This is a genomic window from Pseudomonas mosselii, assembly GCF_003205295.1.
Lineage (GTDB): Bacteria > Pseudomonadota > Gammaproteobacteria > Pseudomonadales > Pseudomonadaceae > Aquipseudomonas > Aquipseudomonas mosselii_B.
On the sequence record NZ_QJRP01000002.1, the window covers coordinates 161,892 to 185,880 of the forward strand.

27 protein-coding genes, 1 tRNA gene and 1 pseudogene are annotated in these 23,989 nt (G+C 58.2%); 10 read left to right on the top strand and 19 right to left on the bottom strand.

The genetic code is table 11. The annotated features are described in order from the left end of the window. The first annotated feature begins 130 nt into the window (after window positions 1-130). From DMX06_RS02630 to DMX06_RS02655, 6 genes and pseudogenes are all read left to right on the top strand, one after another. Window positions 131-1,189 carry a putative 2-aminoethylphosphonate ABC transporter ATP-binding protein gene (locus tag DMX06_RS02630; RefSeq protein WP_110734312.1) on the top strand — a complete coding sequence of 353 codons (1,059 nt, stop codon included), beginning with the start codon at window positions 131-133 and terminating at the stop codon, window positions 1,187-1,189. A 1-nt stretch (window position 1,190) separates the two neighbouring features. After that, a complete protein-coding gene (locus DMX06_RS02635) occupies window positions 1,191-2,915 on the top strand; it encodes a putative 2-aminoethylphosphonate ABC transporter permease subunit (protein WP_110734314.1) in 1,725 nt (574 codons plus the stop codon). 30 nt (window positions 2,916-2,945) lie between these two features. Beyond that, on the top strand, window positions 2,946-3,968 hold the full coding sequence (locus DMX06_RS02640; protein WP_110734316.1) for a putative 2-aminoethylphosphonate ABC transporter substrate-binding protein: 1,023 nt from the start codon (window positions 2,946-2,948) through the stop codon (window positions 3,966-3,968). Between the two features lie 94 nt (window positions 3,969-4,062). Next, window positions 4,063-4,608, top strand: a complete 546-nt coding sequence (locus tag DMX06_RS02645; RefSeq protein ID WP_110734319.1) for a phosphonate degradation HD-domain oxygenase — start codon at window positions 4,063-4,065, stop codon at window positions 4,606-4,608. Between the two features lie 176 nt (window positions 4,609-4,784). Then, window positions 4,785-4,976, top strand: a pseudogene (locus DMX06_RS02650) (type II toxin-antitoxin system HicA family toxin). Window positions 4,977-4,993: 17 nt separating this feature from the next. Then, window positions 4,994-5,407 carry a type II toxin-antitoxin system HicB family antitoxin gene (locus tag DMX06_RS02655; protein WP_110734320.1) on the top strand — a complete coding sequence of 138 codons (414 nt, stop codon included), beginning with the start codon at window positions 4,994-4,996 and terminating at the stop codon, window positions 5,405-5,407. 105 nt (window positions 5,408-5,512) lie between these two features. Here the strand turns inward: DMX06_RS02655 and DMX06_RS02660 are convergent, their stop codons facing one another. Together DMX06_RS02660 and nirK are read right to left on the bottom strand one after the other, a co-directional pair. After that, window positions 5,513-5,725, bottom strand: coding sequence for a DUF3079 domain-containing protein (locus DMX06_RS02660; protein WP_110734322.1), 213 nt, complete (start codon window positions 5,723-5,725; stop codon window positions 5,513-5,515). 77 nt (window positions 5,726-5,802) lie between these two features. Next, the gene (gene nirK / locus DMX06_RS02665) at window positions 5,803-6,948 is read right to left on the bottom strand and encodes a copper-containing nitrite reductase (RefSeq protein WP_110734325.1); all 1,146 of its coding nucleotides are present in this window, start codon (window positions 6,946-6,948) and stop codon (window positions 5,803-5,805) included. Window positions 6,949-7,548: 600 nt separating this feature from the next. Here nirK and DMX06_RS26070 point away from each other — a divergent pair. Next, window positions 7,549-7,887: a hypothetical protein gene (locus tag DMX06_RS26070; protein WP_104883144.1), complete on the top strand. Its 339-nt coding sequence runs from the start codon at window positions 7,549-7,551 to the stop codon at window positions 7,885-7,887. A gap of 4 nt (window positions 7,888-7,891) precedes the next feature. After that, entirely contained in the window at window positions 7,892-8,965 is a 1,074-nt protein-coding gene (locus DMX06_RS02670) for an ImmA/IrrE family metallo-endopeptidase (RefSeq protein WP_181427768.1), read from the top strand. Here the strand turns inward: DMX06_RS02670 and DMX06_RS02675 are convergent, their stop codons facing one another. The 12 genes from DMX06_RS02675 to DMX06_RS02735 form a co-directional block, all read right to left on the bottom strand. Next, a complete protein-coding gene (locus DMX06_RS02675) occupies window positions 8,966-9,901 on the bottom strand; it encodes an alpha-glutamyl/putrescinyl thymine pyrophosphorylase clade 3 protein (RefSeq protein WP_220037401.1) in 936 nt (311 codons plus the stop codon). Continuing rightward, on the bottom strand, window positions 9,888-10,736 hold the full coding sequence (locus DMX06_RS02680; RefSeq protein ID WP_220037402.1) for a hypothetical protein: 849 nt from the start codon (window positions 10,734-10,736) through the stop codon (window positions 9,888-9,890). Before DMX06_RS02680 ends, DMX06_RS02675 begins: the two co-directional genes overlap by 14 nt. A gap of 1 nt (window position 10,737) precedes the next feature. Continuing rightward, entirely contained in the window at window positions 10,738-11,691 is a 954-nt protein-coding gene (locus DMX06_RS02685) for a thymidylate synthase (RefSeq protein WP_181427769.1), read from the bottom strand. 25 nt (window positions 11,692-11,716) lie between these two features. Then, window positions 11,717-12,037 carry a DUF4031 domain-containing protein gene (locus DMX06_RS02690; RefSeq protein ID WP_309147755.1) on the bottom strand — a complete coding sequence of 107 codons (321 nt, stop codon included), beginning with the start codon at window positions 12,035-12,037 and terminating at the stop codon, window positions 11,717-11,719. Window positions 12,038-12,350: 313 nt separating this feature from the next. Continuing rightward, complete coding sequence (locus tag DMX06_RS26505) at window positions 12,351-12,626, bottom strand: hypothetical protein (protein ID WP_110734333.1); 276 nt, start codon at window positions 12,624-12,626, stop codon at window positions 12,351-12,353. After that, the gene (locus tag DMX06_RS02700; RefSeq protein WP_110734661.1) at window positions 12,623-13,603 is read right to left on the bottom strand and encodes an integrase domain-containing protein; all 981 of its coding nucleotides are present in this window, start codon (window positions 13,601-13,603) and stop codon (window positions 12,623-12,625) included. Before DMX06_RS02700 ends, DMX06_RS26505 begins: the two co-directional genes overlap by 4 nt. Window positions 13,604-14,533: 930 nt before the next feature. Then, on the bottom strand, window positions 14,534-15,853 hold the full coding sequence (locus tag DMX06_RS02710) for a tyrosine-type recombinase/integrase (RefSeq protein WP_110734338.1): 1,320 nt from the start codon (window positions 15,851-15,853) through the stop codon (window positions 14,534-14,536). 162 nt (window positions 15,854-16,015) lie between these two features. Further along, window positions 16,016-16,091: transfer RNA gene (locus tag DMX06_RS02715), tRNA-Thr, on the bottom strand. Window positions 16,092-16,189: 98 nt separating this feature from the next. Beyond that, the gene (locus DMX06_RS02720) at window positions 16,190-16,441 is read right to left on the bottom strand and encodes a hypothetical protein (protein ID WP_258378796.1); all 252 of its coding nucleotides are present in this window, start codon (window positions 16,439-16,441) and stop codon (window positions 16,190-16,192) included. A 22-nt stretch (window positions 16,442-16,463) separates the two neighbouring features. Beyond that, entirely contained in the window at window positions 16,464-16,850 is a 387-nt protein-coding gene (locus DMX06_RS02725) for a hypothetical protein (protein ID WP_028688479.1), read from the bottom strand. A gap of 18 nt (window positions 16,851-16,868) precedes the next feature. Continuing rightward, entirely contained in the window at window positions 16,869-17,075 is a 207-nt protein-coding gene (locus DMX06_RS02730; protein ID WP_023629980.1) for a helix-turn-helix domain-containing protein, read from the bottom strand. Window positions 17,076-17,084: 9 nt separating this feature from the next. Beyond that, window positions 17,085-17,663 carry a hypothetical protein gene (locus tag DMX06_RS02735; RefSeq protein WP_110734340.1) on the bottom strand — a complete coding sequence of 193 codons (579 nt, stop codon included), beginning with the start codon at window positions 17,661-17,663 and terminating at the stop codon, window positions 17,085-17,087. A gap of 526 nt (window positions 17,664-18,189) precedes the next feature. Between DMX06_RS02735 and DMX06_RS02740 the strand changes: the two genes are divergently transcribed. Together DMX06_RS02740 and mdtI are read left to right on the top strand one after the other, a co-directional pair. Further along, on the top strand, window positions 18,190-18,549 hold the full coding sequence (locus DMX06_RS02740) for a multidrug/spermidine efflux SMR transporter subunit MdtJ (RefSeq protein WP_110734343.1): 360 nt from the start codon (window positions 18,190-18,192) through the stop codon (window positions 18,547-18,549). Continuing rightward, a complete protein-coding gene (mdtI, locus tag DMX06_RS02745) occupies window positions 18,543-18,860 on the top strand; it encodes a multidrug/spermidine efflux SMR transporter subunit MdtI (protein ID WP_110734345.1) in 318 nt (105 codons plus the stop codon). Before DMX06_RS02740 ends, mdtI begins: the two co-directional genes overlap by 7 nt. A 225-nt stretch (window positions 18,861-19,085) precedes the next feature. Here the strand turns inward: mdtI and DMX06_RS02750 are convergent, their stop codons facing one another. From DMX06_RS02750 to DMX06_RS02770, 5 genes are all read right to left on the bottom strand, one after another. Continuing rightward, complete coding sequence (locus DMX06_RS02750; RefSeq protein WP_110734347.1) at window positions 19,086-20,309, bottom strand: methyltransferase; 1,224 nt, start codon at window positions 20,307-20,309, stop codon at window positions 19,086-19,088. A gap of 102 nt (window positions 20,310-20,411) precedes the next feature. Beyond that, a complete protein-coding gene (locus DMX06_RS02755; protein ID WP_110734349.1) occupies window positions 20,412-21,101 on the bottom strand; it encodes an ABC transporter permease in 690 nt (229 codons plus the stop codon). Continuing rightward, window positions 21,102-21,794, bottom strand: coding sequence for an ABC transporter permease (locus DMX06_RS02760; RefSeq protein WP_110734352.1), 693 nt, complete (start codon window positions 21,792-21,794; stop codon window positions 21,102-21,104). A 57-nt stretch (window positions 21,795-21,851) separates the two neighbouring features. Next, window positions 21,852-22,613 carry an ABC transporter substrate-binding protein gene (locus DMX06_RS02765; RefSeq protein WP_110734354.1) on the bottom strand — a complete coding sequence of 254 codons (762 nt, stop codon included), beginning with the start codon at window positions 22,611-22,613 and terminating at the stop codon, window positions 21,852-21,854. 13 nt (window positions 22,614-22,626) lie between these two features. Beyond that, a complete protein-coding gene (locus DMX06_RS02770; RefSeq protein ID WP_110734356.1) occupies window positions 22,627-23,400 on the bottom strand; it encodes an ABC transporter ATP-binding protein in 774 nt (257 codons plus the stop codon). Window positions 23,401-23,989: the final 589 nt, after the last annotated feature.

Sequence of the window (23,989 nt, forward strand, 5' to 3'; positions counted from 1 at the left end):
TCAACGGCTGAAAAGCGGATGGCCGCTACAAAAAATCACCAATACCACTATCACCCGTTTTTGCCCCCTCGCCACACAACCGTCTCACAGCCCTCCTAGCATGGCCCCATCTCTTCGATGAGGCCTTGCCATGAACAACGCCACCCCAGGCGCACAGATGAAAGTGCGCGGTATCCACAAGCGCTTCGGCGCCTTCACCGCGCTCAACGACGTCTCCCTCGACATCGCCGCCGGCGAACTGGTGTGCCTGCTCGGCCCGTCGGGCTGCGGCAAGACCACCCTGCTGCGCTGCATCGCCGGTCTCGAACGCCAGGACCGCGGCACCCTGTACATCGGTGACCGCGACATTTCCGAATTGCCACCCCAGGCCCGCGACTACGGCATCCTGTTCCAGTCCTACGCCTTGTTCCCCAACCTCACCGTCGAAGCCAACATCGCCTACGGCCTGACCGGCAGCAACCGCGAGGCGTCGCGCCAGCGGGTCGGCGAGATGCTCGAACTGGTCGGCCTGACGGGCAGTGAAAAGAAGTACCCCGGCCAACTCTCCGGCGGTCAGCAACAGCGCGTGGCCCTGGCCCGCGCCCTGGCGCCTTCGCCGTCGCTGCTGCTGCTCGACGAGCCGATGTCGGCGCTGGACGCCCGCGTGCGCGAGCACCTGTGCACCGAGCTGCGCCAACTGCAGCGCCAGCTGGGCATCACCACGCTGATGGTCACCCACAACCAGGACGAGGCCATGCTGATGGCCGACCGCATCGCCGTGATGAACAACGGCCAGGTCGAGCAGTACGCCACGCCCCAGGAAATCTACGACCAGCCGGCCACACCGTTCGTCGCCGAGTTCGTCGGCCAGGGCAACTGGCTGCCGTTCCAGCGCAGCGGCGACAGCCATGCCCTGGTCGGCGGCCTGCACATGCGCCTGGCGGCCAACGCCGCTGGCGCCAGCAGCGGCCGGTTGTTCTGCCGACCCGAGGCGATCACCGTCAACCCGGTGGTACACGAGGAAAACCTGTTCCCGGCCAAGGTCCGCGAGATCACCTTCCTTGGCAACCGCTGCCGCATGAGCTTCGAGTTCAAGGCCTTCCCGGGCCATGCGTTGCTCGCTGAGCTGGCGCCGGAGGCGATGCCGCGCCTGGGTTCGCAGGACATCTGGGTGGCCCTGCCGCCGCAGAGCCTGCAGGTGTTTGCCTGAGATGGCAGCGCCCATGACCCTGCCGCTCACCTCCACCAAGGCGGCACCTCGCAGTGGAGTTGCCCTGGGGGACCGTCTGTTCGTGATCGGTGGCAAGAGCCTGCTGCTGATCCTGCTGGTGTTGGCGGTGCTGATACCGCTGCTGGCGATCTTCTGGCGCGGCTTCAGCGCTGAAGCCGGGCAGGGCGGCGGCCTGCCAGCTGCCCGTGAACTGTTCGCCAGCGAGAACTTCCATTGGCTGCTCGGCAACAGCCTGTCGGTGGCCTTCACCGTCGCCGCCATCGTCGTGCCGCTGGCCTACCTGTTCGCCTATGCCCTGCAACGCACGCTGATCCCGGCCAAGGGCCTGTGGCGCGGCATCTCGCTGCTGCCGCTGCTGGCGCCGTCGATGCTGCCGGCCATTGCGCTGGTCTACCTGTTCGGCAACCAGGGCCTGCTGCGCGGGCTGCTCAGCGACAATATCTACGGCTTCTGGGGCATCGTCCTCGGTGAGGTCATCTACACCTTCCCCCACGCCCTGATGATCCTGCTCTCGGCGCTGTCGCTGGCCGACGCAAGGCTGTTCGATGCGGCCTCGAGCATGGGGGCGGGGCCAGCGCGGGCGTTCTTCAGCATCACCTGGCCGGCCACGCGCCAGGCGGTGTTCGCCGCGTTCTGCCTGGTGTTCACCCTGACCATCACCGACTTCGGCGTGCCTGTCGTGGTGGGTGGGGATTACCAGGTGCTGGCCCTGGAAGCCTACAAGGCGGTGGTCGGCCAGCAACAGTTCGGTCGCGGCGCGTTGATCGGCATGGTGCTGCTGGTGCCGGCGCTGCTCAGCTTCGCCGTCGATGCCTGGTTGCGTCGCCGCCAGGGCGAGGCCATGAGCGGCCGCGCCCAGGTGTTCGAGCCCAAGCCGTCCAGGCTGCGCGATGGCTGCTTCCTGGCCATCGTGCTGCTGGTGTGCGCGGCACTGCTGGCGGTGATCGGCATGGCGGTGTACTCGTCGCTGGTCAAGTTCTGGCCATACAACCTGTCGCTGTCGCTCAAGCACTACATGTTCGAGGACACCGCCGGTGGCGGCTGGCTGGCCTACCGTAACAGCGTGACCATGGCCATCTGCACTGCGCTGATCGGCAGCGTGGTGATCTTCACCGGTGCCTACCTGATGGAGAAGACCCAGGGGCAGCGCCTGCTCAACCAGCTGCTGCGCCTGCTCAGCTTCATTCCCATGGCGGTGCCCGGCCTGGTGCTGGGCCTGGGCTACGTGTTCTTCTTCAACCTCAACGGCAACCCGCTGCATGTGTTCTACGGCAGCATGGCGCTGCTGGTGGTGTGCACCATCGCCCACTACCTGACCACCGCGCAGATGACCGCCACCACCGCCCTGCGCCAGCTCGACGGCGAGTTCGAGGCCGCCGCGCTGTCGCTCAAGGCGCCGCTGTACAAGCATTTCATGCGGGTCACCGTGCCGATCTGCCTGCCGGCGCTGCTGGACATCATCCGCTACCTGTTCGTCTCGGCGATGACCACCGTGTCGGCGGCGATCTTCCTGTACAGCCCCGACACCATCCTCGCCGCCGTCGCCGTGCTGAACATGGACGATGCCGGCAACGTCGGCGGCGCTGCCGCCATGTCCACCCTGATCCTGCTCACCAGCGCCGCCGCCTCATTGCTGCTGGCCGCTGCCTCACGCGGCCTGCTGCGCCGCTCCCAGGCCTGGCGCCAGCGCGCGCCAGGCCATTGACCGACTGCCCACACTGATAGGAACCGCATCATGTTCAAGCCCCTCGCACTTGCCGCTGCCGTATCCGCCGTCTTCAGCCTGCAGGCCTCGGCCGCGACCCAGCTGACCGTCTACACCGCCCTCGAGGCCGAGCAGCTCAAGAGCTACAAGCAAGCTTTCGAAAAGGCCAACCCCGACATCGAGATCAAGTGGGTGCGTGACTCCACAGGCATCATCACTGCCAAGCTGCTGGCCGAGAAGGAACGTCCGCAGGCCGACGCGGTGTGGGGCCTGGCCGCTTCCAGCCTGGCCATCCTCGACCAGAACGGCATGCTCGAAGCCTACGCGCCGAAGGACCTGGGCAAGATCTCGCCCAACTACCGCGATGCCGCCAACCCACCTGCCTGGGTGGGCATGGACGTGTGGGCCGCGACCATCTGCTTCAACACCGTCGAGGCCGAGAAGCAGGGCCTGAGCAAGCCAGTGAGCTGGCAGGACCTGACCAAGCCTGAGTACAAGGGCAAGATCGTCATGCCCAACCCGGCTTCGTCCGGCACCGGCTTCCTGGATGTGAGCGCCTGGCTGCAGACCTTCGGCGAGCCGCAGGGCTGGGCCTACATGGATGCGCTGCACCAGAACATCGGCCAGTACGTCCACTCCGGCTCCAAGCCGTGCAAGCTGGCCGCCGCCGGTGAGTTCCCGATCGGCATCTCGTTCGAGTACCCGGCCGTGCAGCTCAAGCGCCAGGGCGCGCCACTGGATATCGTGCTGCCCAAGGAGGGCCTGGGTTGGGAGATCGAAGCCACTGCGGTGATCAAGGGATCGCCGAAGGCCGATGCCGCCAAGCGCCTGGCCGACTTCTCTGCCAGCCCTGCGGCCATGGAGCTGTACAAGGAAAACTTCGCCGTGCTTGCCGCGCCGGGCATCGCCAAGCCGCAGACCGAGTTGCCGGCGGACTATGAGCAGCGCCTGATCAAGAACGACTTCGCCTGGGCGTCGAAGAACCGCGACCAGATCCTCAGCGAGTGGCGCAAGCGCTACGACGGCAAGTCCGAGAAGGTCGCCCAGCAGTAAAGCCTTCATCGCGCAGCGAGCCTGTTCCTGCAAGTCGGTGGGAGTGGGCTTGCCCCGCGGTAGCATCAGACTCGTCAGAACAGGAGCCTGCGTCATGGCAACATCCTCCCAGACCGTCAGCGACATCTTTGCCCTTTATGACCGTCACGGCAGTGCCGACTATATCGGTGAAGCCATCACCCAGGTCGAGCACATGTCCCAGGCCGCCCAGTTGGCGATGGAGGAGGGCTACGACGATGAAGTGATCCTCGCCGCCTTCTTCCACGACATCGGCCACCTGTGCGAGGGCGAGGACATGGGCGGCTATGGCATCGTCAGCCATGAGCGCATCGGTGCCGAGTACCTGCGCCGCTGCGGCTTCAGCGAGCGGTTGGCGCGGCTGGTGCAGTATCACGTCGAAGCCAAGCGCTACCTGACCTTGCGCCAGCCCGGTTACTACGATCGCCTGAGCGAGGCCAGCCGGCGCACGCTGGCCTACCAGGGCGGGGTGATGAACAACAGCGAGGCTGACGCTTTCGAAACCGACCCACTATTCCGGGTGAGCCTGCGCCTGCGCGAGTGGGACGAGATGGCGAAGCTGACCGGGGTGCCTGTGATGGACCTTGAGGTGCTTAAGAAAAAGGCGCTGGCGGTACTTTGATCGACTCGCTATCCCTCATCGCAAGATCCCGCATCACTTCTCCAAGTGCTCATGCTGTGCCTCTTACCCTACTTCCCCTCCTGGCAGCCCACTCGTCGCAATAGTGGGTATGGTGTTGATGAAAGTTGTTCGGTGGTTATACTAACCACCGATCGACCAGCCCAAGGAATGGGTTCATGAACAGCCGTGAAATGATTTCAGTGATCGAGGCGGATGGCTGGTACCTGGTGCGTTCGAAAGGCAGCCACCACCACTTCAAGCACCCCGAAAAGTAAGGGTTGGTCACCATCCCGCATCCGAAGAAAGATCTGCTGCCCGCCACTGCGGCCAGCATCCTGCGCCAGGCGCTGATCGGCTATGCCAGCTGAAGAGGAGACCCATCACCATGTTGTTCCCCATTGCGATTCTCCCCGGTGACGATAAACATGCCTGGGGTGTGGAAGTCCCTGACATTCCGGGCTGTTTCTCGGCCGGCGAGGACCTCGACAACGCCATCGCCATGGCCCGCGAAGCCATCGAAGGCCACCTCGAATTGCTGGCCCAGGACCAGCAGGAGATTCCCAAGGCCAGCCTGGTCAGCGTACACGCTGCCAATCCGGCCTATGCCGGCTGTACCTGGGCGCTGATCGATATCGACATCACCCGTTACCTGGGCAAGGCCGAGAAGCTCAATATCACGCTGCCGGCGTACCTGCTCACCCGCATCGACTCGTACGTGCAGAACCACCCGGAGCACAAGAGCCGTTCGGGCTTTTTGGCCGAAGCGGCGCTCAGGATCCTGCAGGGTGATTGCAAGTGATCGGGCAATCGTGTCCAACGGTAGTCGCACGCTGAGACACAATTCGCCAGCTTGCCGGATCTCCAGTTTCAGTCCGATCGAGATCTGTAGGTTTGGAGGGCCGCATCAACCTGTGTTCGCTTGGTGATCCGGGTGGCTGTCGATTGGCTTGTCGAGGCGATCATCCAGTTGGTTCCAATCCTCCCCGAACAACTCCACCGGATGCATGGTCCGGTCCGCTCCGTTGCCGCACGCCAGCGCCTTGGCCGGGCAGTACAGGTCGCAGCCCCAGCAGATCCGTTCGGGATGGCTGGGGTTGTTGGGAAATCGCTTGGCCATGTCTCCCTCCATGAAGTGAATGCCTGCATTCAGGCTATGCCGCGCATGGCCAAGGGGCTTGATCGGGGTCAATGCCGCTAGCTGATCGGTCCGGGCGCCTGAACCTGTTTCATCAGGTCGTCGTTCCAGCGGCCCTCGACCTGTACATGCGCGGCGGCGCCGAGCATCACCGCTTCGATCAGGTTGTGGTTGAGGTAGGTGTACAGCCCGGGCTGGCGGAAGGTGTACAACGCCGCGCCTGCCGCGCCGCCGGGGATGAACCAGGTCTCCAGGTTGCGCTGCGGCGGGTTGGCGAACTTGCCCGAGGCCCAGACATAGTCGCCGTGGCCGCCGATCAGGTGCGGGCGAGTGTCGCGGTTGGCCTGGGAATGAACGATCAGCACGGTCTCGCCGACCTTGGCGGTGAGCGCCTGCTTGCCGGTCAGGGCACCGACGCTGCCGTTGAACACCACATGGCTGGGTACCAGCCCTTTCATCAGCTGGCTCATGTCGCCGAAGCTGGCCATGGGGTTGGCGTAGCGTTTGTACTTGCCGTCCTTGTCGCGAGGGATGTAGTAGTCCTGCTCGCCGATGTACCAGACCTTGTCGTAGTGCAATGGCCGGCCCTCGGGGTCCTTCAGGCCATCGCGGGGCAGGACCATGATCGCGCCGTTCATGCCGCACACCACATGCCAGGGGATCATCGCCCCGCCCGGCGCGCAGTGATACACGAACACCCCGGCCCGGTCGGCCTTGAAGCGCAGCTTCACCTGCTCGCCGGGCTTCACGTGGGTCAGCTCGCCGCCGCCGAGGGCGCCGGTGGAGGCGTGGAAGTCGATGTTGTGCATCATGCTGTTGCTGGCCGGGTTGACCAGCGTGAGTTCCACGTAGTCGCCCTCGTGCACCACCATCAGCGGGCCGGGAACCGAGCCGTTGAAGGTCATGGCGTGGATATAGGCGCCGGCGGTGTCGATGGCCAGTTCCTTTTCCTCGATGACCATGCGGAACTCGACGATCCGCGGCTTGCCCTCGGCGCGCTGGGTATGAGCGTGGACTTGAGGCGGCGCCACCAGCTCGACGCTGATGCGCTCCAGTTTCGCCAGGTCAACCGCCGGGTCCTGGCCTGGCACGGCGGTCGCGGCCTGGGCCAGGCCACTGCCAAGCGCCGAGGCGCCGACGCCCAGCAACACGGTACCGGCCAGCATGCCACGCCGGGTCAGGGACACGCCTTCTTGCTCATTCATGGGACTTCTCCTTGAGTCGACGAAAGCCGTCGGCCACAGGAATAGCCGCTTTGAATGTAGGGTTTATTGAGGGAGAACAAGAAGTGGAGAGGGTGGGCAATGTGTCGCAGGGGCTGAAACGAAAAAGCCCCGACATTCGTCGAGGCTTTTGAGGATGGTGCGGCACCAGGAGTCGAAATTTCTCGTAAATATATGTATTTAAAGGATATTTCTTTTAGGTTCATTAGCTTCTATCTCTAAAGCTACCCTAATACCTCGCCAAAATGACGAGCCACGGTTCGTTGTCCTGTTGCTGGGTAGGCCGCCTCAGGCAAATGGAGTGCATGAGGCGGATTAAAAATCAAATCCTTGCCTGGCGCATTACGTGGGTTGCTATATCTTTGGAGTATGAGCCAAGGATTCTGCGATCCATCGGGACGAGATGATGGCTGCAGTGCTGGGTTCCAACGCTTGCGATGGGTCCACTCATCCCACAAGCGATGAACGTTTGACGCGCACAAATCCTTTTTGCGCTGACACGTGACAGACCGTGTGTTTTCTTACGGCGAAGAGGTATCATTATGCCACTGCTGCCTCCACATCACGGACGAATCGGACAGAATGGCGTTGAAATTGGCGTTTGAGACGGAGGAGCTCCGGGACCTTTGCACAAGCGAAGTGATCGCTCTGCGGGAGTTACCAAAAACGGTGGCGCTGAGTCTCTTCAAACGGCTTGCGGACATCCGCGCTGCCTCAAATATCCTCTATCTCCCCGTCGGAAGACCTGCCGAAATTGATGCTGTACCGCCTGGGCTAGTGGTGGTGAAGCTTCATCAAAATCATCATCTTCTATTCAGTGCCGCTCATCAGCAAGTCCCAATCTTAGCCACTGGTAATGTAAACTGGGGCTCAGTTACGGATGTAAAATTGTTGAAGATTGGAAAAGACAATGATGAATAACTCTATGTTTCAGCCAACCTGGATTTCACCTCCTGGCGAAACAATTTTGGACATTATCTCTGATCTTGATATTAGTCCAGAGTGCCTGGCAAGAGACATAGGGTATGACTTGGTCGCTGTAAATGCCTTGTTGGATGGCAATTATATTATAAATGAGAGTTTGGCTCATAAATTAGCTGGAGCTATTGGCCCCGATGCTGATTTCTGGATTACTCGAGAACAGCAGTATCGTGAAGATATATCACGGATTATTAGAAAGACAAGCAAGACGGAAGATAACTGGCTTGAAGAGTTACCCATAAAAAGCATGCAGGATTTTGGGTGGATTTCAGACTCGGAAAGCAAGTCAAAAAAGGTAATCGACTGCCTTGATTATTTCGGTATTCCTGACATTAGTGCATGGAAGGATGTAAGCTCGGAATTTACTAAAAACGTAAGGTTTAGAACAAGCAAGTCATTCGATAAGAAAGTAGGTGCAACTGCTGCATGGGTTAGATTTGGCGAGCTCAGGGCTCTAAAAATTTCATGTGAGCCGTGGGATGAAAATAAGCTTCTAAATAGCCTTAATGAAATTTTAGCCCTCACGCATATTTCAGAGCCTTCGTCATTTATCCCTAAGCTTCAAGATATTTTAAAAGCTTGTGGTGTTGCATTGGTTATCTCTCGAGCCCCCGATGGGTGTCCGGCTAGTGGTTTGGCTAAATTCGTTTCTTCAGATAAAGCGCTTATTATGCTAAGTTTCCGATACTTGTCGGATGATCATTTTTGGTTTTCATTGTTTCATGAAATTGGGCATCTTGTGCTCCATGGGCAGACATCGACTTTTGTGGATGGTGAAGAGTTCGAATGCACGAAAGAGGAAGAAGAGGCTAATGAGTTTGCAGCTCTCAAACTCATTCCTATGGAATTTAGGAGAAATATGAGAGCTCATGCTTCAAACTATAGAAGTATAATTAAGTTTGCTAAGTCTATAGGTGTTGCTCCTGGTATTGTTGTGGGGCAAATGCAGTATGAAGGTATATTGAAAGTAAACTATATGAACAAGTTGAAGGTCCGATATTCGTGGTCCTCAATTTGACTAACCCCTGAATTTTACAAAATGTCCTGGGGATTTTTGCCAGTTGCACAGAGCGTCTTCGAGAACCTGCATGCCGACGCCTAGTACTGCGTCCAACTGCTGAATTTTTTGCTCCAACTCTGCGGCAGAAATATTTGCCGATGTTGCTCCGCCAAAAAGTAGGCGTGCTCCTCTGAGGGGGCCAGTTGCTTCCGCCATATAGGTCGAGTCTGCGACGATTGTTGAAATACCTACCTTCGCGATCATGGTAAGGTAATCAAACTTTCCTGTTCGACCGAACCGCTTTACAGCCCCCATGGTTTTATAGAGAATGCCAAACGCAACTCTGGGGTCTCCACCAGATTGAGCCAACGCGTTAGTAAATAGGTTCATATGGGAGCCATGCTGCATAACCCAATTCACGTAGCTCTCAATAACTTCCCCCGTCGAGTTTGACTTGGATGGATCGAGAGTCTCGTACTTTCGGTGATTCCCAAATTTCCGGCCACCACTCCTTAATTCTGCCTGATTATTGGCAATCCATTGGCTCATGTCCAAAGGTTGGGTGCTGACCAATGGCCATGTCCAGTTGAACCCTGCGCCGAGAGCTCCGTACACGTCTTTGGTTAAGAGCCAACCCGTTCGACTAGCTTTCCCGAAATGTGTTGCCAAGAAAACTAGCCAACTTGCCTCTTCAAAATTTCCAATATGCGCATTTAAGACTGCAGCACGGATTGGATCAAAGTAATTACTGTCAGGGTCAATGCGGTTAGCGCTGATATTCCTTGAGGCAATCGCACTTACATAGTCTACTCGACGAATACTTTCTACCAACTGCTCCACAAGCGCAGTTTTGTTTTCTATTGCACGGATTCCGGGTAGCTGTAAACCAGTATTCAAAGCCTGATCGAGTTTGGTACTCAATGACTGCTTGACAGGTAATCTAGGGTTTGGCAATTAGAATCTCCTTAGTCTTTTTCGTGATCCATTCTTGAATAGAAGTTCGTACCGTAGATGTTACACCGTAGCTGCTTTGGATGTTGTGATTATATCCTAATATGTAGATCTCTCTTCCTAGCTCATTACTTCCTATTCGTGAAATTTTACCTTCATAGCTATATCCTTTGATATGATTTCCATTTTTTCTCGGTAAGCTCCATTCGTCTTTAGTTTTTTTGATGAAGGTGACGTCAGTAGCCTTTTCGAAATTTTCAACTACAGTCTTGCCGTTTAATACTAGTATTTTGATTGGCGAATATTTTAGAACTTGACCGAGGAAGCCTGCAGATATAGATAGCAAAGATTCACGTTGCCAAGGTTTCAAAAATGCCCATTTCACGCTTGTTGCATACGGGATGAGATCCAAATGGCAGGCATGGAATAATGAGCTATAAAATGAATCATTAGTCCCTTTCAGCAAAAGGTCTAACGGCTTGAACCAAGCATCATAAGGATTTCTGGAAAAATACTCTGTGCAAGAGGTATGTATAGCTTCTAGCTGAGGCAGGCTCAATTGATTCCAGTTAGCCAACTGAAAAGAATTTAGCGTGTGGAATCTACGTGCGGATTCGGTGAGCTCTTTGCCCTCAGATGATACGAATTCTCGGTCGCTCGGATTTAAACCGACTGTGGCAATAGTTGTCTTGCAAGGGTCTCCAAAATACGGAATTGGAGCAGCCCATTTAATTACATCAAATTTGTCGAGTAGTTGATCCGAAATGAGGCTTGTCATTTTTTGCAATATGCTAAGCTGAGTCTCAGGGAGCGAGTTTAAATCAATGTGTTCAGGCAATTTATGCTCCATTTCCCTGGATTAACATGATTTTTTTCGTGACAAACCTTTGTAGTTCTAAGTTCGTTATAGATTGCTCTATATTTTTAAGCTCTGTGATTTTTTTATGTTTTACAAGATTAAACGCTTCAAGCAGAAGAGATAAGTCTCTCCAATAGACATCTGTATGTTTGCCAGAGATTCTTGTATTGCTCAGTCGCAGTTCTCTTTCATGCTTAAGTAGCCGTAGGACATTGCTCGTCTGATCGCCATTAGGCATCGGCGGCATGCTAACCTTTTCTTGCCAGCCTTCATTTTGGAAACCTTGAATCTTAGCGAGGTCTTCCATGTATATATGTAGGCTTGTGGCGTAGTGTCCGTATTCTCCCATGGGAAGCTCGAGTCTGCGCGCGACCAATTCTTGAAGCATCGTAAACGCGAAGATATCGTGGGGAAGACCTTTGAATGCATCATTTGAACGCATGGATGTATAAAGACTGAGTTTTCCGTCTCTAACCATAAATTGAAGTGTACAGGTACAAGGTATATCTTTGTGCTGCGCTTTGATGTCTGAGCTAGAAAACAACTGGACAACTGCTTTCCGGGTTGAGCTTTGCCGCTGTAAGGCTACGATGATCGATGGGATTTGACCATCAACACCAAATAATTTTGGACCATAAGCTCCAAATATGGTTTTGCCGTCATCCGAGTACTTACAATAGTTTTGTATATAATACTGAATTTGATCTAGTTTGTTAGATCCTGACAAGTACCATAGAAGCTCACCTAAGCAGCTGAAGATAGTTCCTTTACCCTCGGTGCGGCTTAACCTACCTAGTGGATCCGTCAGTTTCAGCAAAACACCGGATAACTCCTTAGTTTTGCCTTTCGTGGGATGCACTTCCGTACCATCGTCCAGAATTTTTTTGAATATCTTCTTTAACAGGTCATCAACGGTATCGCCTTGTATAAACACTCGTAGCTCCAATCAGGACTTGTGCTTAAAACAAAAGATTCAATTGTGGAGTTTCATTTGTGCTTCTTTTTTGGTATTCCACTTTTAGTTTTTTGGCACATTCTATAATCTGCTTTCTTGTGCCTGGAACTGCTCCGAGCTGAATTGCTCTTTCGCGTACCGCAAGTTTTATGTCGTAGTGCGGATATGATGCGGAGCTTTGAAACCATTGTCGACGAAGGCCTATCAGTGACGCGAAATTGTGCAGTTCCTCTAGTGTATCAGCGACTAGATGACACCATTCACTGCCAGCCCATTTAACTTTGACATTGTCAACGTAAATAGTCATAGAGCATGCCCGCGACATGTGCGTGCTATAGGAATTATTGATGGAAAAATAATCATTCTGCCGTCCTTGGTTTGGGGGTCGTAGGACTTTAGCATGGTCGAGTAGAGGGAGGAATAGTCAAGGCATGGTAAATTCATAGGTTCATGCGATTCATCGGCAGAAAAGCCAGTGCTAGGTTAAACGCCAGCCCGACGCACATCTCTACTGCCGCAAGAAGCTGCCAGGTCTCCTGAGAGTTAACGAGCCTTACCCAGTTTTCACTTCAGTTTTGGATTGGTTTCAGTCGTGTTTACGCTGTGACAGCTTTGGGTCATCACAGTCAGAATGTCGTTCAGAGATCAATTACCCATGTTTTGCCTAGCCGACGATTTAACAACCGTATAGTCAGCAAGTAATAGTATCGCGTAGCCAAACTTTGCCTGTTCAAGCAACGATTAAGAAACCAGGTCAAGTGTTTTCTCTGCCATGCCCAAGGCGTTTCTCGATGCCAGCGCTTTGCGATTTCTGCTTGGATGATTTTTGCCTGTCTCACATGACGTTGTCGAGTTGCGTGTGAGCCGGTCAGCACTCCAGCCAGGAACAACTCCATATCGAATGGCCTACTCATGCTCGACCTCCAATGTAGGCCGCGGTCACCTCCATCCGACCATGTCCCAGTTCATAGCTAATTTGCCACCGGGCCTCATGGTCAAGATTCCTATCTACATGGCAACATTGGCCGCCGTTGATAGGCGCGCGATTTTGGGTGATTTGTTCATAGCGCTCACATGCGTACGCTGCTCGTAGTTCATGGAAGCCTTTCAGATTGTATGTATGCAGGATGTCCCGCGCAGGGCGGATGGTTTCCTGCAGAAAATTTAGGTAGCTCTCGTGTGGCGCAATCAGGTTGCGGCTACCCGTAGGCAAAACCTGTCGTGCGAATCCAAGAGCACCTCGAACATGGTCGTCAATCGCAATCCAGCGGGGGGCCGAGGCTCCGGCGCGGCCGCCTTTGGTGCCATCTTGAATGTTAATTCTGCCTAGCTCTTTAGCCTCATGGCTCAGCCGTGGCAGGTCTGCCAGGATGGCCTCACGTAAGCGCATGCCGGTGGCTCGCGCCAACAGAACGATCGCGGCGGCCCGCAGATGATCACGAATGCAAAGTGCATCGACAATCTGCTTAACCTGTTCGCGGTCTTGGCCCTGAGGCACCGAGTGTCGAACCCCGGTGCGCTGCATACCCAATGCCTTGCTTGGACTTGGCAATTTCACGCACTGATCACCGCGAAGCGCCGCCATGGTTCTGTTAACGCTGGATAGTCGGTTTTGTGCGGTACTGATGGCGAGGTCACCGCGCCTAACCACGTCGTGCAGATACGCCGCATAGTCCGCCAGTACCTTCCGATCAATCTGCCGCGCATCGTTGATACCTGGCCCTTGTTCGGAGCGGCACCATTTGACGAATGCCCGCCACCGATCACAGTGTGCCTTGACCGTGCCGTAGTGGCCTCCGTCGAACATATCTTTCAGCGCCTGCGGACCTGCGTAGTTCAATTGCCTGCCGTAGCCGAAATTACGGCCATCGCGTCTACCCACCAATGCCATGTCGATCACCTCATCTGCCGTTCTCCGATCCTCGCCCCACGTCATCCCGCCAAGAATGTTGAGTGTTATCAGGGATCAAGGCCCCTGCGACCTGTGGGGAATGTCCTCTACGCGGGACTGGCGGCTCCTTACGACCGGGAGCAAGGGCATCTCATGATCTGGCCTCCTGAACACCGTTACCGGTGGGCGGGTGGAGGCAGTGCTGGCTGACGAGGCCAGCGCCTGAAGATCCTGAGCCGGGTGAACGCAGCGGTGCGATGACCGGGGCATGCCTGACTGTCAGTCAGGTGCAGTCCATTCCCTGGTCTGCGGCACCATCATCTACAGCGCTGTTGCTGGTGACATCGGCGTTTGTCATGCCGATTGTCACGAGGGTGAATGCCGCAAAGCCTTGTGCGATCAGGGCTGCAGCAGTGGTAGAAGTGCCCGTCTCTTTCCAGAAGAAAGAGACGGGCACAGGTTGGCGCAAATTTTCGGCCAAGCGGATAGGTTGCTGCAGGGCAGCGAGGTACGGAGTATCTGGCGCACGAGCGCTATATGTGTAAGAGCATTCATCACATGGGTAGTGACCGGGCGAGCTGCCGAATGCTAATCGCCCTTGGGGAGAACCACCGCGAGAGCGGCGTGGCCTTGAAGGTTCGGGCCACCTGGGGTGCTGTCATCGACAGCTCTTGCAACTCCCGGTCTACGCCTGTGGACAATATTCGTCAAGCAAAGCGATTTCAGGTATTTAGCGCCTGTGGATAAAACTATCCCCCGGTGGACATCAGTGGTTTTCCACAGACGTACTCTGTGCCACCAGTTTTTTTCTAAGGTATGGTCCATTCAAACGGGGCGGCTATGCAGCCCCGTTTGAATGGACCCGCGCGGAGGAGCTTCATGCGGTGCTGTGGGTAACTTCACAGCGAGTTGAGGTGGTGGTGCGGCGGGTTACTCGGTCCTCTTGGCACTGCGAAGGCGCGTGACGTTCTCGCCCGTCTGCTTGGCAAACTCATGCGGCGTCACATGGTCCTCGCGGTTCGCCTCTAGAAACCGACTCCACCAGGTCATGATCATCCGGCGCTCTTCGAGGAACTCGGCCTTGTGGGTATAGGCGGCGCGCACGTTGTTGCGCTCCTTGTGGCTCATCTGCCGCTCGATAGCCGTCTCCGACCACAACCCGGACTCGACCAGCGCGCTGCACGCCATGGCTCGGAACCCGTGGCCGCAGATATCCACCTTGGTGTCGTAGCCCATCGTCCTGAGCGCGGCATTCACCGTGTTCTCGGACATCGGTTTCCAAGGTTTGGCATCCCCCGCGAACACCAGCTCGAACTTGCCGGTGATCGCGTGGATCTGCTCAAGCAAGGCCACTGCCTGCGGCGATAAGGGTACAACGTGGATATCCCCGGCCATTTTTGTACCCCTTGTGGAAAAGGGTACTCCGTCCAGCGCCGGGCGGGTGTCGGGGATCTCCCAGATGCCACGCTTGAGGTCAAACTCGTTCCAACGGGCGAAGCGCAGTTCACTGGAGCGCACGAACACGTGCAGCGATAGCATCACCGTGAGGCGCGTGAGCGGGCGACCTTTGTAGCCGTCGACACGCGCCTGTAGCTCAGGCAACCGCGATAAGGGTAGTGCGGGTCGATGTGTAACCCGTGGCGTTTTGATCGAGCCATCGAGATCGTGAGCCGGGTTCGCCGTGATCAGTCGCAGTCGTTTGGCTTCGCGCATGATGCTTTGCAGGTAGTTCTTGATCCTGAGCGCCACGTCGATGGTGCCGCGCTTCGTCACAGCCTCCAGTGGCTGCATGAGGTCGTGGGTGTCCAACTCAACGATTGCCCTGGCACCTAACAAAGGGAATACGTGAGTCTTCAACCGGCTGAGCACAGTCTTAGCATGGCCCGGCGCCCACTTCGGCACCATCCCGGCATACCAATCGAGCGCAACGCTTTCGAAGGTGCGGCCATTGATCACGGCTTGCACCTTGGCCTGCTGCTTGGACTGAATAGGGTCAATGCCGTTGGCGAGTTGCTGTTTGAGGTCGAAGCGCTTGCGGCGAGCGTCAGCCAGCCCGACCACTGGATAATTGCCGAGTGAGGTCAGGCCCTCGCGGCCATCGGGCTTCACGTACCTGAGCCGCCAGCCTTTGCGACCGTTGGGCTTCACGAGCAGGTAAAGGCCATCGCCGTCAAAAAGCTTGTACTCACGTTCGCGAGCCTTTGCAGTGCGGCAGGCGTTGTCGGTGAGGGGAGCCGTTGTGCGAGCCATAAGGGTACTTTCCAATATCGAATTGGTAGGTATCCTTAAATGTACCCTTATTAGCGCTGGCTACCCTCGGAATCCGACGGAACGCCAAAACGAAAAAACCCGCCAGAAGGCGGGTTTTTCGGGGGTTCCAGAGATTTTGAAAGCTTTCTATGGAACCTTGAATGGTGCCGGCACCAGGAATCGAACCCGGGACCTACTGATTACAAGTCAGTTGCTCTACCATCTGAGCTATACCGGCACAGGGGCGTCATTATAGCGATGGATTTGCCGCTGTAAACCACTTCGTTGCATCCATCGCACATTCCCCTAAGTCACCGCGCACAAAGGAGAATTTTCCTACCATCCGCGGTGGATGGAGTTGACGCTTGGTTCGGGCTGGCCGGGGTTGAAGAACAGCTTGCCGTTGTCGCAGCCACGCTTGCGGCAGCTGCCGTCGGCGTTGTGCAGGGGCAGGCCGCGGTCGCCGCCCAGTTGCATGCCGGGCATGTTCCAGTTCAGCGGGGCGGGCTTGCTCGAGGGCATGCCGCTGGCGCAGCCGGTCATGGCCAGGGCGAGGGTCAGCAGGGCGAAAGGCTTGGTGTGTTTCACGATGTTCGAGTCCGTTCCGGGATCAGTCTTTGTTCAGGATGCGCTGGATGGTGCCGCCGCAGGCCATGTAGCAGGAGTCGTAGTCATTGCCGCAACTGTAGCTGCTCCCCGTGTAGGAGGGGTAGCTCGGGTAGTAGCAACTGTGACGCGCTTCTTTCTTGCTCTTGCCGTTCTTGCAGTACTGGTAGGCCCTCATTTCGGCCTGGTGCAGCGCACGTTCGCTGTTCTCCTGCAGGCGCGCCATCTGCTGGCAGTGGTTGCGCTCCGTCGAACAGCTGTTGATGCAATTCATGCCATGCGCACTGGGCGGTGGCGAGTATCTATAGGTGTAGCTCGGGCCGCAGCCGGCCAGGGCCAAGGCCAGGCAGGCCAGCACGAGGGCGGCCAAACTGTTGTGGAAAAGTGCCATGGGTGTTGCAGTCCTTGATCATTCGTCGCTGAACTCCAGCAGATCGCCGGGCTGGCAGTTCAGGGCGCGACACAGCTTCTCCAGGGTCTCGATCTTGAAACCCTTGATCTTGCCGTTCTTCAGCAGCGACAGGTTCGCTTCCGTGATACCGATGATTTCCGCCAGGTCCTTGGAACGCATCTTGTTCCGGGCCATGACGACGTCGAGGCGGATGATTATCGGCATAGGAAGCAGTCAGACATAACAGTTGTGTTCATCGCTGATGGTCTTGGCGTCACGCATGAGCAGCGAGAAGGCACACAGCAGGATGCCTTTCATGATCTCGTAGACAGCCTGCGATGATACACCGATCGAGAAGCTGAAGCTTCTTTCGCCGGCCGGCAGGTCGATGGCCAGGGCCAGGCCCTGCAAGGTGTAAGTCACCGGCCACAGCAACGGGGTGAAGATGCACAGCAGGCCGACCCACCACAGCAGCTTGATATTGTCCGAGGTCCAGGTCTGGCCACGGGAGAGCCGGTGGAAGAACAGGCCGGTCAGGCAGAGAGCGACGACGGAAATCATCGTCGGGATCATGTCCACCGCCAGTACCAGGCCGATGGCCAGGGGGGATGCCTGGTAGCCGGGTTCCAGCAGCAGGGGCATCTGGTCGCCATAGGCCTGCAGATAACCGTTGTGCATTTCGGGGAAGTCAAAGATGAAGAGCAGCGGGGTGACCGTCAGCTCGACGATCGCGGTCGTCCAGGCCAGGTAGGCGGCGAATGCGCCAATGGTGCGTAGGCGCGAACGCGCATAGGCCACGGATCTACTGTTCATGGGGTGCCTCCGTACAGTGATGAACGGGGCGGATTATTCTTGAATAATTATCGTAAAACAATAATTAATTTTCTGTTTGTGTCGATGGCGACGGTTTGTCGCAGGAGGATGGCCGGGCATGGAACCAGCCTTGCCGGTGATCGCGGGGCTAGCCCGCTCCCACGCCGAAGGCGCTTGCCTGCGCTGAAAAGCAGACGAAGAATCATCCCAATAGGAACGAGTGTGGGGAATATAATTTACGAAGCTTTCAGCAGGCTTTAAGGGGATAAATCTAGAGACGCGCAAATTTTCGCGAGAAATATTTAGTCTTAGCCTATCGTTTTGACTTAATCGATCAGCTCAGCTAATCTTGTGTTCATTATGTTGAACAGTAAAGCTTTCAAGCTCCTCTCTTCCTCCCGCCTGGTTTCCCGTGAGCGTCACTGGACCGGCGACCTCTAGCGCCACCCTCCCTCTGCAACCGTAAACGTCTCCGTCTGGCGCCGATGACTGTGCGCTCAGCTGCTGTCGCCCATGGGAGGGCATCATGCGTTCCTGGATCTACCTGATCGTCGCCATCACCTTCGAAGTGATCGGCACGGCGTCGATGAAACTCGCCGCCACCCATTTCCCCGTGCTGGGGCATGCCGTCATGTACGTCATGATCTGCCTGTCGTATTTCTTCCTGGCCCTGGCGGTCAAGCGCGTGCCGGTGGGTGTCGCCTACGCGCTGTGGGAGGGGTTCGGTATCGTGCTGATCACCTTGATCAGCGTGCTCTGGCTCGGCGAAAGCCTGGGCTGGACCAAGGCCCTGGGCCTGGCGGTGATGATCGCCGGCATCCTGCTGGTCAAGGCCGGCACCCGGGCCAAGGCCGTCGAACGTGAAGAGGAGGCCGTGCCATGCTGATTCCATTTGCCTGGTTGGGCCTGGCCATCGTGCTGGAGGTCCTGGCCAACCTGCTGCTCAAGTATTCCGACGGTTTGCGCCGCAAGGGCCTGGGCGTCGCCTCGATCCTCTGCGTGCTGGCGGCGTTCACCGCGCTGGCCCAGGCGGTGAAGGACATCGACCTGTCGCTGGCCTACGCCATCTGGGGTGGCTTCGGCATTCTCGCCACCGTGGCCATGGGCTGGGCGTTGTTCGGCCAGCGCCTGGCCGGGCGTGGCTGGCTCGGTCTGGTACTGCTGCTTGTAGGCATGAGTTTGCTCAAACTGGCTTGACAACACCCCCGCCAAAGCGCTTGGCCGAATGGTTTATGCACAATGGGCATTGGCCGCTTGCGCGAAAGGCATGCCGGTCGGCGCTACCATCGGTCTTTGCGCAAAGGCCTGTTTTTACTGGCTTTGACGGCTGTGGTGGAATAAGCAAAGCCGCGCAAATAGCCTCTGGATCCAGAATTTGGTGATTTTCATCACAAGCTTGTTCACAGAGTTATCCACAGGCTGTCAACCGCGCTGCGGCGCTGTGCCGCGCTCACCCAGCAGCAGCAGGTTGCGGGGGGTCAGCGGGTAATCGCAGAACACCCCGACACGAACCGCATAGCCTTGCTCCTGAAGGAACAGGGCGCGGTCGAGCACCAGCCACATTTCCAGAGGGCGGCGGAACAGGTTACGTACCAGCTCGAGGTTGCGCACCTGGGCCAGGCGTTGCCAGCCGGCAGCTTCCAGGGCGGTCCAGTCGGGATCGCCGCTGAGCGTGACCTGCTTGAGTTCGGCCAGGTCGTGGCAGTACTGCTCGAAGGATTTTGTCAGCCAGCTGACCGGCAGCGATGGCGTGGGCAGGTAGTCGTCGATGCCACGTTGCTGGCGCTGCAAGAGGTCGAAGCCCAGGCGGCGCGCCATGGAGCTGTCGCGCTGGCGTCGGGTGCGCAGGCTGGAGGTGACCGCCTCGCTCAGCGGCAGGCCCAGGTCTTCCTGGGTCAACGCCAGCGCCGAGGCCCGGGCGGCGCTGGAGAGCGGCTGGTAGGCCTTGCCCTGGATGCGGTTGTAGCAGCAGGGCGCCACCGCGATCTGTCGGCAACCCTGCTGGCTTGCCAGCTGCAGCAACCGAACATGCAGGTCGCCGCAGGCGTGCAGGGCGACCGCGCTCTTGTCGCCGTCCAGATGGCGGGCGCTGTCGGCGGCCATGACGTCCTGGTGTACGTGGGTGGCGGGCAGGTGGTGATGCTCGCTCAGGGCCTTGCCGGCGCCGACCAGTTCGGCGTCGTACTCCAGGCAGGTCAATTGCTGGCCGGTCTGCAGCAGGCGGCGACCCAGATGACCTTTGCCGGAACACCAGTCGAGCCAGTGCTGGGCGGGTTGGTTGAACGCCAGGCGACGGCTGAAGGCTTCGATCTGCTGCCACTTGCGGCCGGGAACACCGACATCGAGGCGGTGGCCGGCGGGATGCAGGCCGGCATCGGGCAGTTCGCCGACGGCGGACAGCTGCGCGGCTTCGGCGGCCAGTTGTGGGAAGGGGGGCGGGGCCTCAGGTGTGTCGGGGGATTCGGCTTGCTCGAGCGTGCGTTGGCGCAGCCAATGGGACAGTGCCGGGTGCTCGTCTTCCCACGCCAGGCGCAGGTGGGTGAACGGGCGCGGGCGCCACAGGGGCTGGTGTTGTGTGAGGAAGCGGTCGAGGGCCTGGAAGCGCTCGAAGAGCTGGTCGGTTTGCAGGATGGGGGATGTGGTCATTCGAGCACCGGGGCGCTAGCGAGAGGGGCTGCTGTGCAGCCCATCGCGGCACAAGGCCGCTCCTACAGAGGGGCCGCGTGCGGCCCCGTTGTCTTCATGGGTTCAACGCCCCTGGCAGGCATCCACGCGCAGCCAGCGCTCCAGCACCTTGAAGCCTTGCACCAGCACGAACGAGATCAGCAGGTAGAACACCCCGGCGGCGAAGAAGATCTCCACCGGCAGGTAGGTCCGGGCAATGATGGTCCGCGCCATGCCGGTCAGTTCCAGCAGTGTCACGGTACTGGCCAGGGCGCTGGCCTTGAGCATCAGGATCACTTCGTTGCTGTAGGCGGGCAGGCCGATGCGCGTCGCGCGCGGCAGCATGATGTACAACAGCGTCTTGCCCCGCGACATGCCCAGCGCCCTGGCTGCCTCGATCTCGCCCTTGGGGATCGCCTGCAGGGCGCCGCGCAGGATCTCGGCGATATAGGCTGCGGTGTGCAGGGTCATGGTCAGCACCGTGCACCAGAACGGATCGCGCAGGTACGGCCACAGCGAACTGCTGCGCACCACGTCGAACTGGGCCAGGCCGTAGTAGACCAGGAACAGCTGCACCAGCAGCGGTGTGCCGCGGAAGAAGAAGATATAGCCGTAGGGCAGGGCGCGCACGTACCAATGCCGCGAAGAGCGCGCCACACCCAGCGGAATGGCCAGGATCAGGCCGGCGATGACGGCGATGGCCACCAGCTCCAGGGTCAGGGTCGCGCCTTGGGCCAGGCGTGGCAGCCACTTGATGATGACTTCCCAGTTCATTTATTCGGCCCTCATGAAGCCGCGAGCGGCGCGCTTTTCCAGGAAGTGCATGCCGATCATCGCAATGATGGTCAGGCCCAGGTAGATGCAGGCGGCGACGGCATAGAAGGTGAACGGCTCCTTGCTCACGGTCACGCCGATCTGTGCATGGCGCATGATCTCTTCCAGACCGATCACCGATACCAGCGCGGTGTCCTTCATCAGGATCATGAACAGGTTGCCCAGGCCCGGCAGGGCGATGCGCCACATCTGCGGGAGGATGATCCGCGAGAGGATGCGACCCTTGGACAGGCCCAGCGCCAGGCCCGCTTCACGGTGCCCCTTGGGGATGGCCAGGATCGCGCCGCGGAACACTTCCGTGGCGTAGGCGCCGAAGCACAGGCCGAGGGCGATAACCCCGGCGGTGAAGGCGCTGAGCTCCAGGCCCGGCATGTTCAGCAGTTCGCCCAGGCTATTCATCAGCCCGACGGTACCGAAGTAGATGAGCAGCACCCAGAGCAGTTCGGGTACGCCGCGCACCAGTGTCGAATAGGTGCCGCCAAGCCATTGCAGCGGCTTGATCGGGGAAGTCTTGGCCAGGGCGCCGAGCAGGCCCAGGACCAGCCCCAGCAGCAAGGCGCAGAGCGCCAGTTTTACGGTCATCAGGGTACCGGCCATCATGGCCGGGCCGAATCCGTGCAGGTCGATATTCATGGGTAAGTTTGTTCAAGGGACAGGCATCGCCAGGGCGGCGATGCCTGTCGGGGCGAATCAATAGATGCTGAACGGGAAGTACTTGTCGTTGATCTTCTTGTAGGTGCCGTCGGCGACGATTTCTTTCAGTGCGGCGTTGAGCTTGTTGCGCAGCTCATTGTCGCCTTTGCGCACGGCAATGCCGACCTTGTCGCTTTCGTTGACCGGGTCGCCTTTGAACTCGTAGTTCTTGCCGGCTTCGGATTTCAGCCAGTCGTAGTTGGCGTACTTGTCGGCGAGGATGGCATCGACGCGGCCGGAGGTGAGGTCGAGGTAGGCATTTTCCTGGCCGTCATACAGGTTGACCTTGAACTCGCCGTCCATGCCGCCGTTATCGTCCAGCCAGGTAGCCGCCTGAGTGGCGCGCTGGGTGCCGATGGTCTTGCCCTTGAGCGAAGCGCGGTCGGTCTTGAAATCGACGTTTTTCGGTGCGATGAACTGCTGCTTGTTCGAGTAGTAGGGGTCGGTGAAGTCAACGGCCTGCTTGCGTTCGTCGGTGATCGACAGCGAGGAGATGATGAAGTCGGACTTCTTGGCGTTCAGCGCCGGGATGATGCCGTCCCAGTCGGAGACGGCCACTTCGCATTCGACCTTCATCTTGGCGCACAGGGCGTCACCGATATCCTTGTCGAAGCCGACCACCTGGCCGCTGGCATCTTTGTTGTTGAAGGGCGGGTAGGCCGCCTCGATGCCCATTTTCAGTTTCTCGGCTGCCATGGCATTGGCCGAGAACACCAGGGTGGCGGCAGCGGCCAGGAGGAATTTCTTGTAGGTCTGCATTCGTGTTGCTCCGTTAGCGGTGGCTGGACATGAATTGCTTGCAACGCGCCGAGGTCGGGTTCTCGAAGACCTGCTGCGGCGATCCCTGCTCTTCGACCAGGCCCTGGTGCAGGAAGACCACTTCACTGGACACCTGGCGGGCAAAGTTCATCTCGTGCGTCACCAGCAGCATGGTACGGCCTTCTTCGGCCAATGCGCGGATGACGTTAAGCACTTCCTGGACCATTTCCGGATCTAGCGCCGAGGTCGGCTCGTCGAACAGGATGACCTTGGGCTTCATGGCCAGGGTACGGGCGATGGCGGCACGCTGTTGCTGGCCACCGGACAGCTGGGCGGGGTAGCTGTGGCGCTTGTCGTAGATGCCGACCTTGTTCAGCAGCGCTTCGGCATGCTCGGTGGCCTCGGCCTTGCTCTGGCCGAGCACGCGGCGCGGCGCCTCGATGATGTTGTCGAGGATCGACATGTGCGGCCACAGGTTGAAATTCTGGAAGACGAAGCCGATCTCGCTGCGCAGGCGGTTGATCTGGCGGTTGTCGGCAGCGATCAGGTCGCCGTTTTTCTGCGCCTTGAGCTTGAGGGACTCGCCGGCGACGATGATTTCGCCCTGGTGCGGGTTCTCCAGCAGGTTGATGCAGCGCAGCAGGGTGGACTTGCCAGAGCCGGATGAGCCGAGGATGGAGATCACGTCACCGTCGCGCGCGGTCAGCGAAATACCCTTGAGAATTTCCTGCTCGCCATAGCGTTTGTGCAGGTTGCGGATTTCCAGCGCGGGCGTGGCCTGGGCCATGTGCGGTCCTCATGTGTTCGGGTGCGTTCCCAGCTGTTGGCGGCCTTCCTGGCGAGCGCCACGCTAGCATAGCGGCGCAACGGCGGCCAACCGGGTCGCGGGGGGCTCGGGTCGCTGGTGGGACAGTTTGTCGCATCGCTGCAGTGGACTGTCGCCAGGATATCCGCATTGGCGTTTTGCCCAGCACCGGAGCCTTGATGAAAAAAGGCGCGATGGTGCCAGCTTTGGCCCGGTCTGGGAAGCCGTTTTTGGCCGGGTGGCACTGTGTCGCGGGTAATACGGGGTGGAGGTTGCGCCTTCAGGTTGCGCTTTGCCGTGCCCTGACTTTGTGCCCAGGTGTTACCGAGGGGCACCTTTGGTGCGTTTGTAAGTGAGTATTTCAGTAATCCCGACTTGGCATGGGGATTTGGCGACCTTTCGGCCAAGGCTTGGCACAATGCCCTGCAAGCCGCGTCGTTATTGGTTGCAGAAACATTTCAGACGAAAGTCATTCTTGGCTGGCCCGCTTATTGCCATTCCGAAACCACTGAATGCAGCGACGCCCGCTCTCACCCCCGGCGCGCTGGCCAGTCATTCGTGTAGTCCACCT

Coding starts and splice junctions, on each gene's coding strand:
- DMX06_RS02725 (WP_028688479.1), bottom strand. CDS start 16,850: ATGGCACTTTTCCACAACAGTTTGGCCGCCCTCGTGCTGGCCTGCCTG.
- DMX06_RS02740 (WP_110734343.1), top strand. CDS start 18,190: ATGCGTTCCTGGATCTACCTGATCGTCGCCATCACCTTCGAAGTGATC.
- DMX06_RS26070 (WP_104883144.1), top strand. CDS start 7,549: ATGGCGTTGAAATTGGCGTTTGAGACGGAGGAGCTCCGGGACCTTTGC.
- mdtI (WP_110734345.1), top strand. CDS start 18,543: ATGCTGATTCCATTTGCCTGGTTGGGCCTGGCCATCGTGCTGGAGGTC.
- DMX06_RS02710 (WP_110734338.1), bottom strand. CDS start 15,853: ATGGCTCGCACAACGGCTCCCCTCACCGACAACGCCTGCCGCACTGCA.
- DMX06_RS02770 (WP_110734356.1), bottom strand. CDS start 23,400: ATGGCCCAGGCCACGCCCGCGCTGGAAATCCGCAACCTGCACAAACGC.
- DMX06_RS02635 (WP_110734314.1), top strand. CDS start 1,191: ATGGCAGCGCCCATGACCCTGCCGCTCACCTCCACCAAGGCGGCACCT.
- DMX06_RS26505 (WP_110734333.1), bottom strand. CDS start 12,626: ATGAGTAGGCCATTCGATATGGAGTTGTTCCTGGCTGGAGTGCTGACC.
- DMX06_RS02645 (WP_110734319.1), top strand. CDS start 4,063: ATGGCAACATCCTCCCAGACCGTCAGCGACATCTTTGCCCTTTATGAC.
- DMX06_RS02700 (WP_110734661.1), bottom strand. CDS start 13,603: ATGGCATTGGTGGGTAGACGCGATGGCCGTAATTTCGGCTACGGCAGG.
- DMX06_RS02735 (WP_110734340.1), bottom strand. CDS start 17,663: ATGAACAGTAGATCCGTGGCCTATGCGCGTTCGCGCCTACGCACCATT.
- DMX06_RS02760 (WP_110734352.1), bottom strand. CDS start 21,794: ATGAATATCGACCTGCACGGATTCGGCCCGGCCATGATGGCCGGTACC.
- DMX06_RS02765 (WP_110734354.1), bottom strand. CDS start 22,613: ATGCAGACCTACAAGAAATTCCTCCTGGCCGCTGCCGCCACCCTGGTG.
- DMX06_RS02755 (WP_110734349.1), bottom strand. CDS start 21,101: ATGAACTGGGAAGTCATCATCAAGTGGCTGCCACGCCTGGCCCAAGGC.
- DMX06_RS02750 (WP_110734347.1), bottom strand. CDS start 20,309: ATGACCACATCCCCCATCCTGCAAACCGACCAGCTCTTCGAGCGCTTC.
- DMX06_RS02690 (WP_309147755.1), bottom strand. CDS start 12,037: ATGTCGCGGGCATGCTCTATGACTATTTACGTTGACAATGTCAAAGTT.
- DMX06_RS02730 (WP_023629980.1), bottom strand. CDS start 17,075: ATGCCGATAATCATCCGCCTCGACGTCGTCATGGCCCGGAACAAGATG.
- DMX06_RS02655 (WP_110734320.1), top strand. CDS start 4,994: ATGTTGTTCCCCATTGCGATTCTCCCCGGTGACGATAAACATGCCTGG.
- DMX06_RS02640 (WP_110734316.1), top strand. CDS start 2,946: ATGTTCAAGCCCCTCGCACTTGCCGCTGCCGTATCCGCCGTCTTCAGC.
- DMX06_RS02670 (WP_181427768.1), top strand. CDS start 7,892: ATGTTTCAGCCAACCTGGATTTCACCTCCTGGCGAAACAATTTTGGAC.
- DMX06_RS02660 (WP_110734322.1), bottom strand. CDS start 5,725: ATGGCCAAGCGATTTCCCAACAACCCCAGCCATCCCGAACGGATCTGC.
- nirK (WP_110734325.1), bottom strand. CDS start 6,948: ATGAATGAGCAAGAAGGCGTGTCCCTGACCCGGCGTGGCATGCTGGCC.
- DMX06_RS02630 (WP_110734312.1), top strand. CDS start 131: ATGAACAACGCCACCCCAGGCGCACAGATGAAAGTGCGCGGTATCCAC.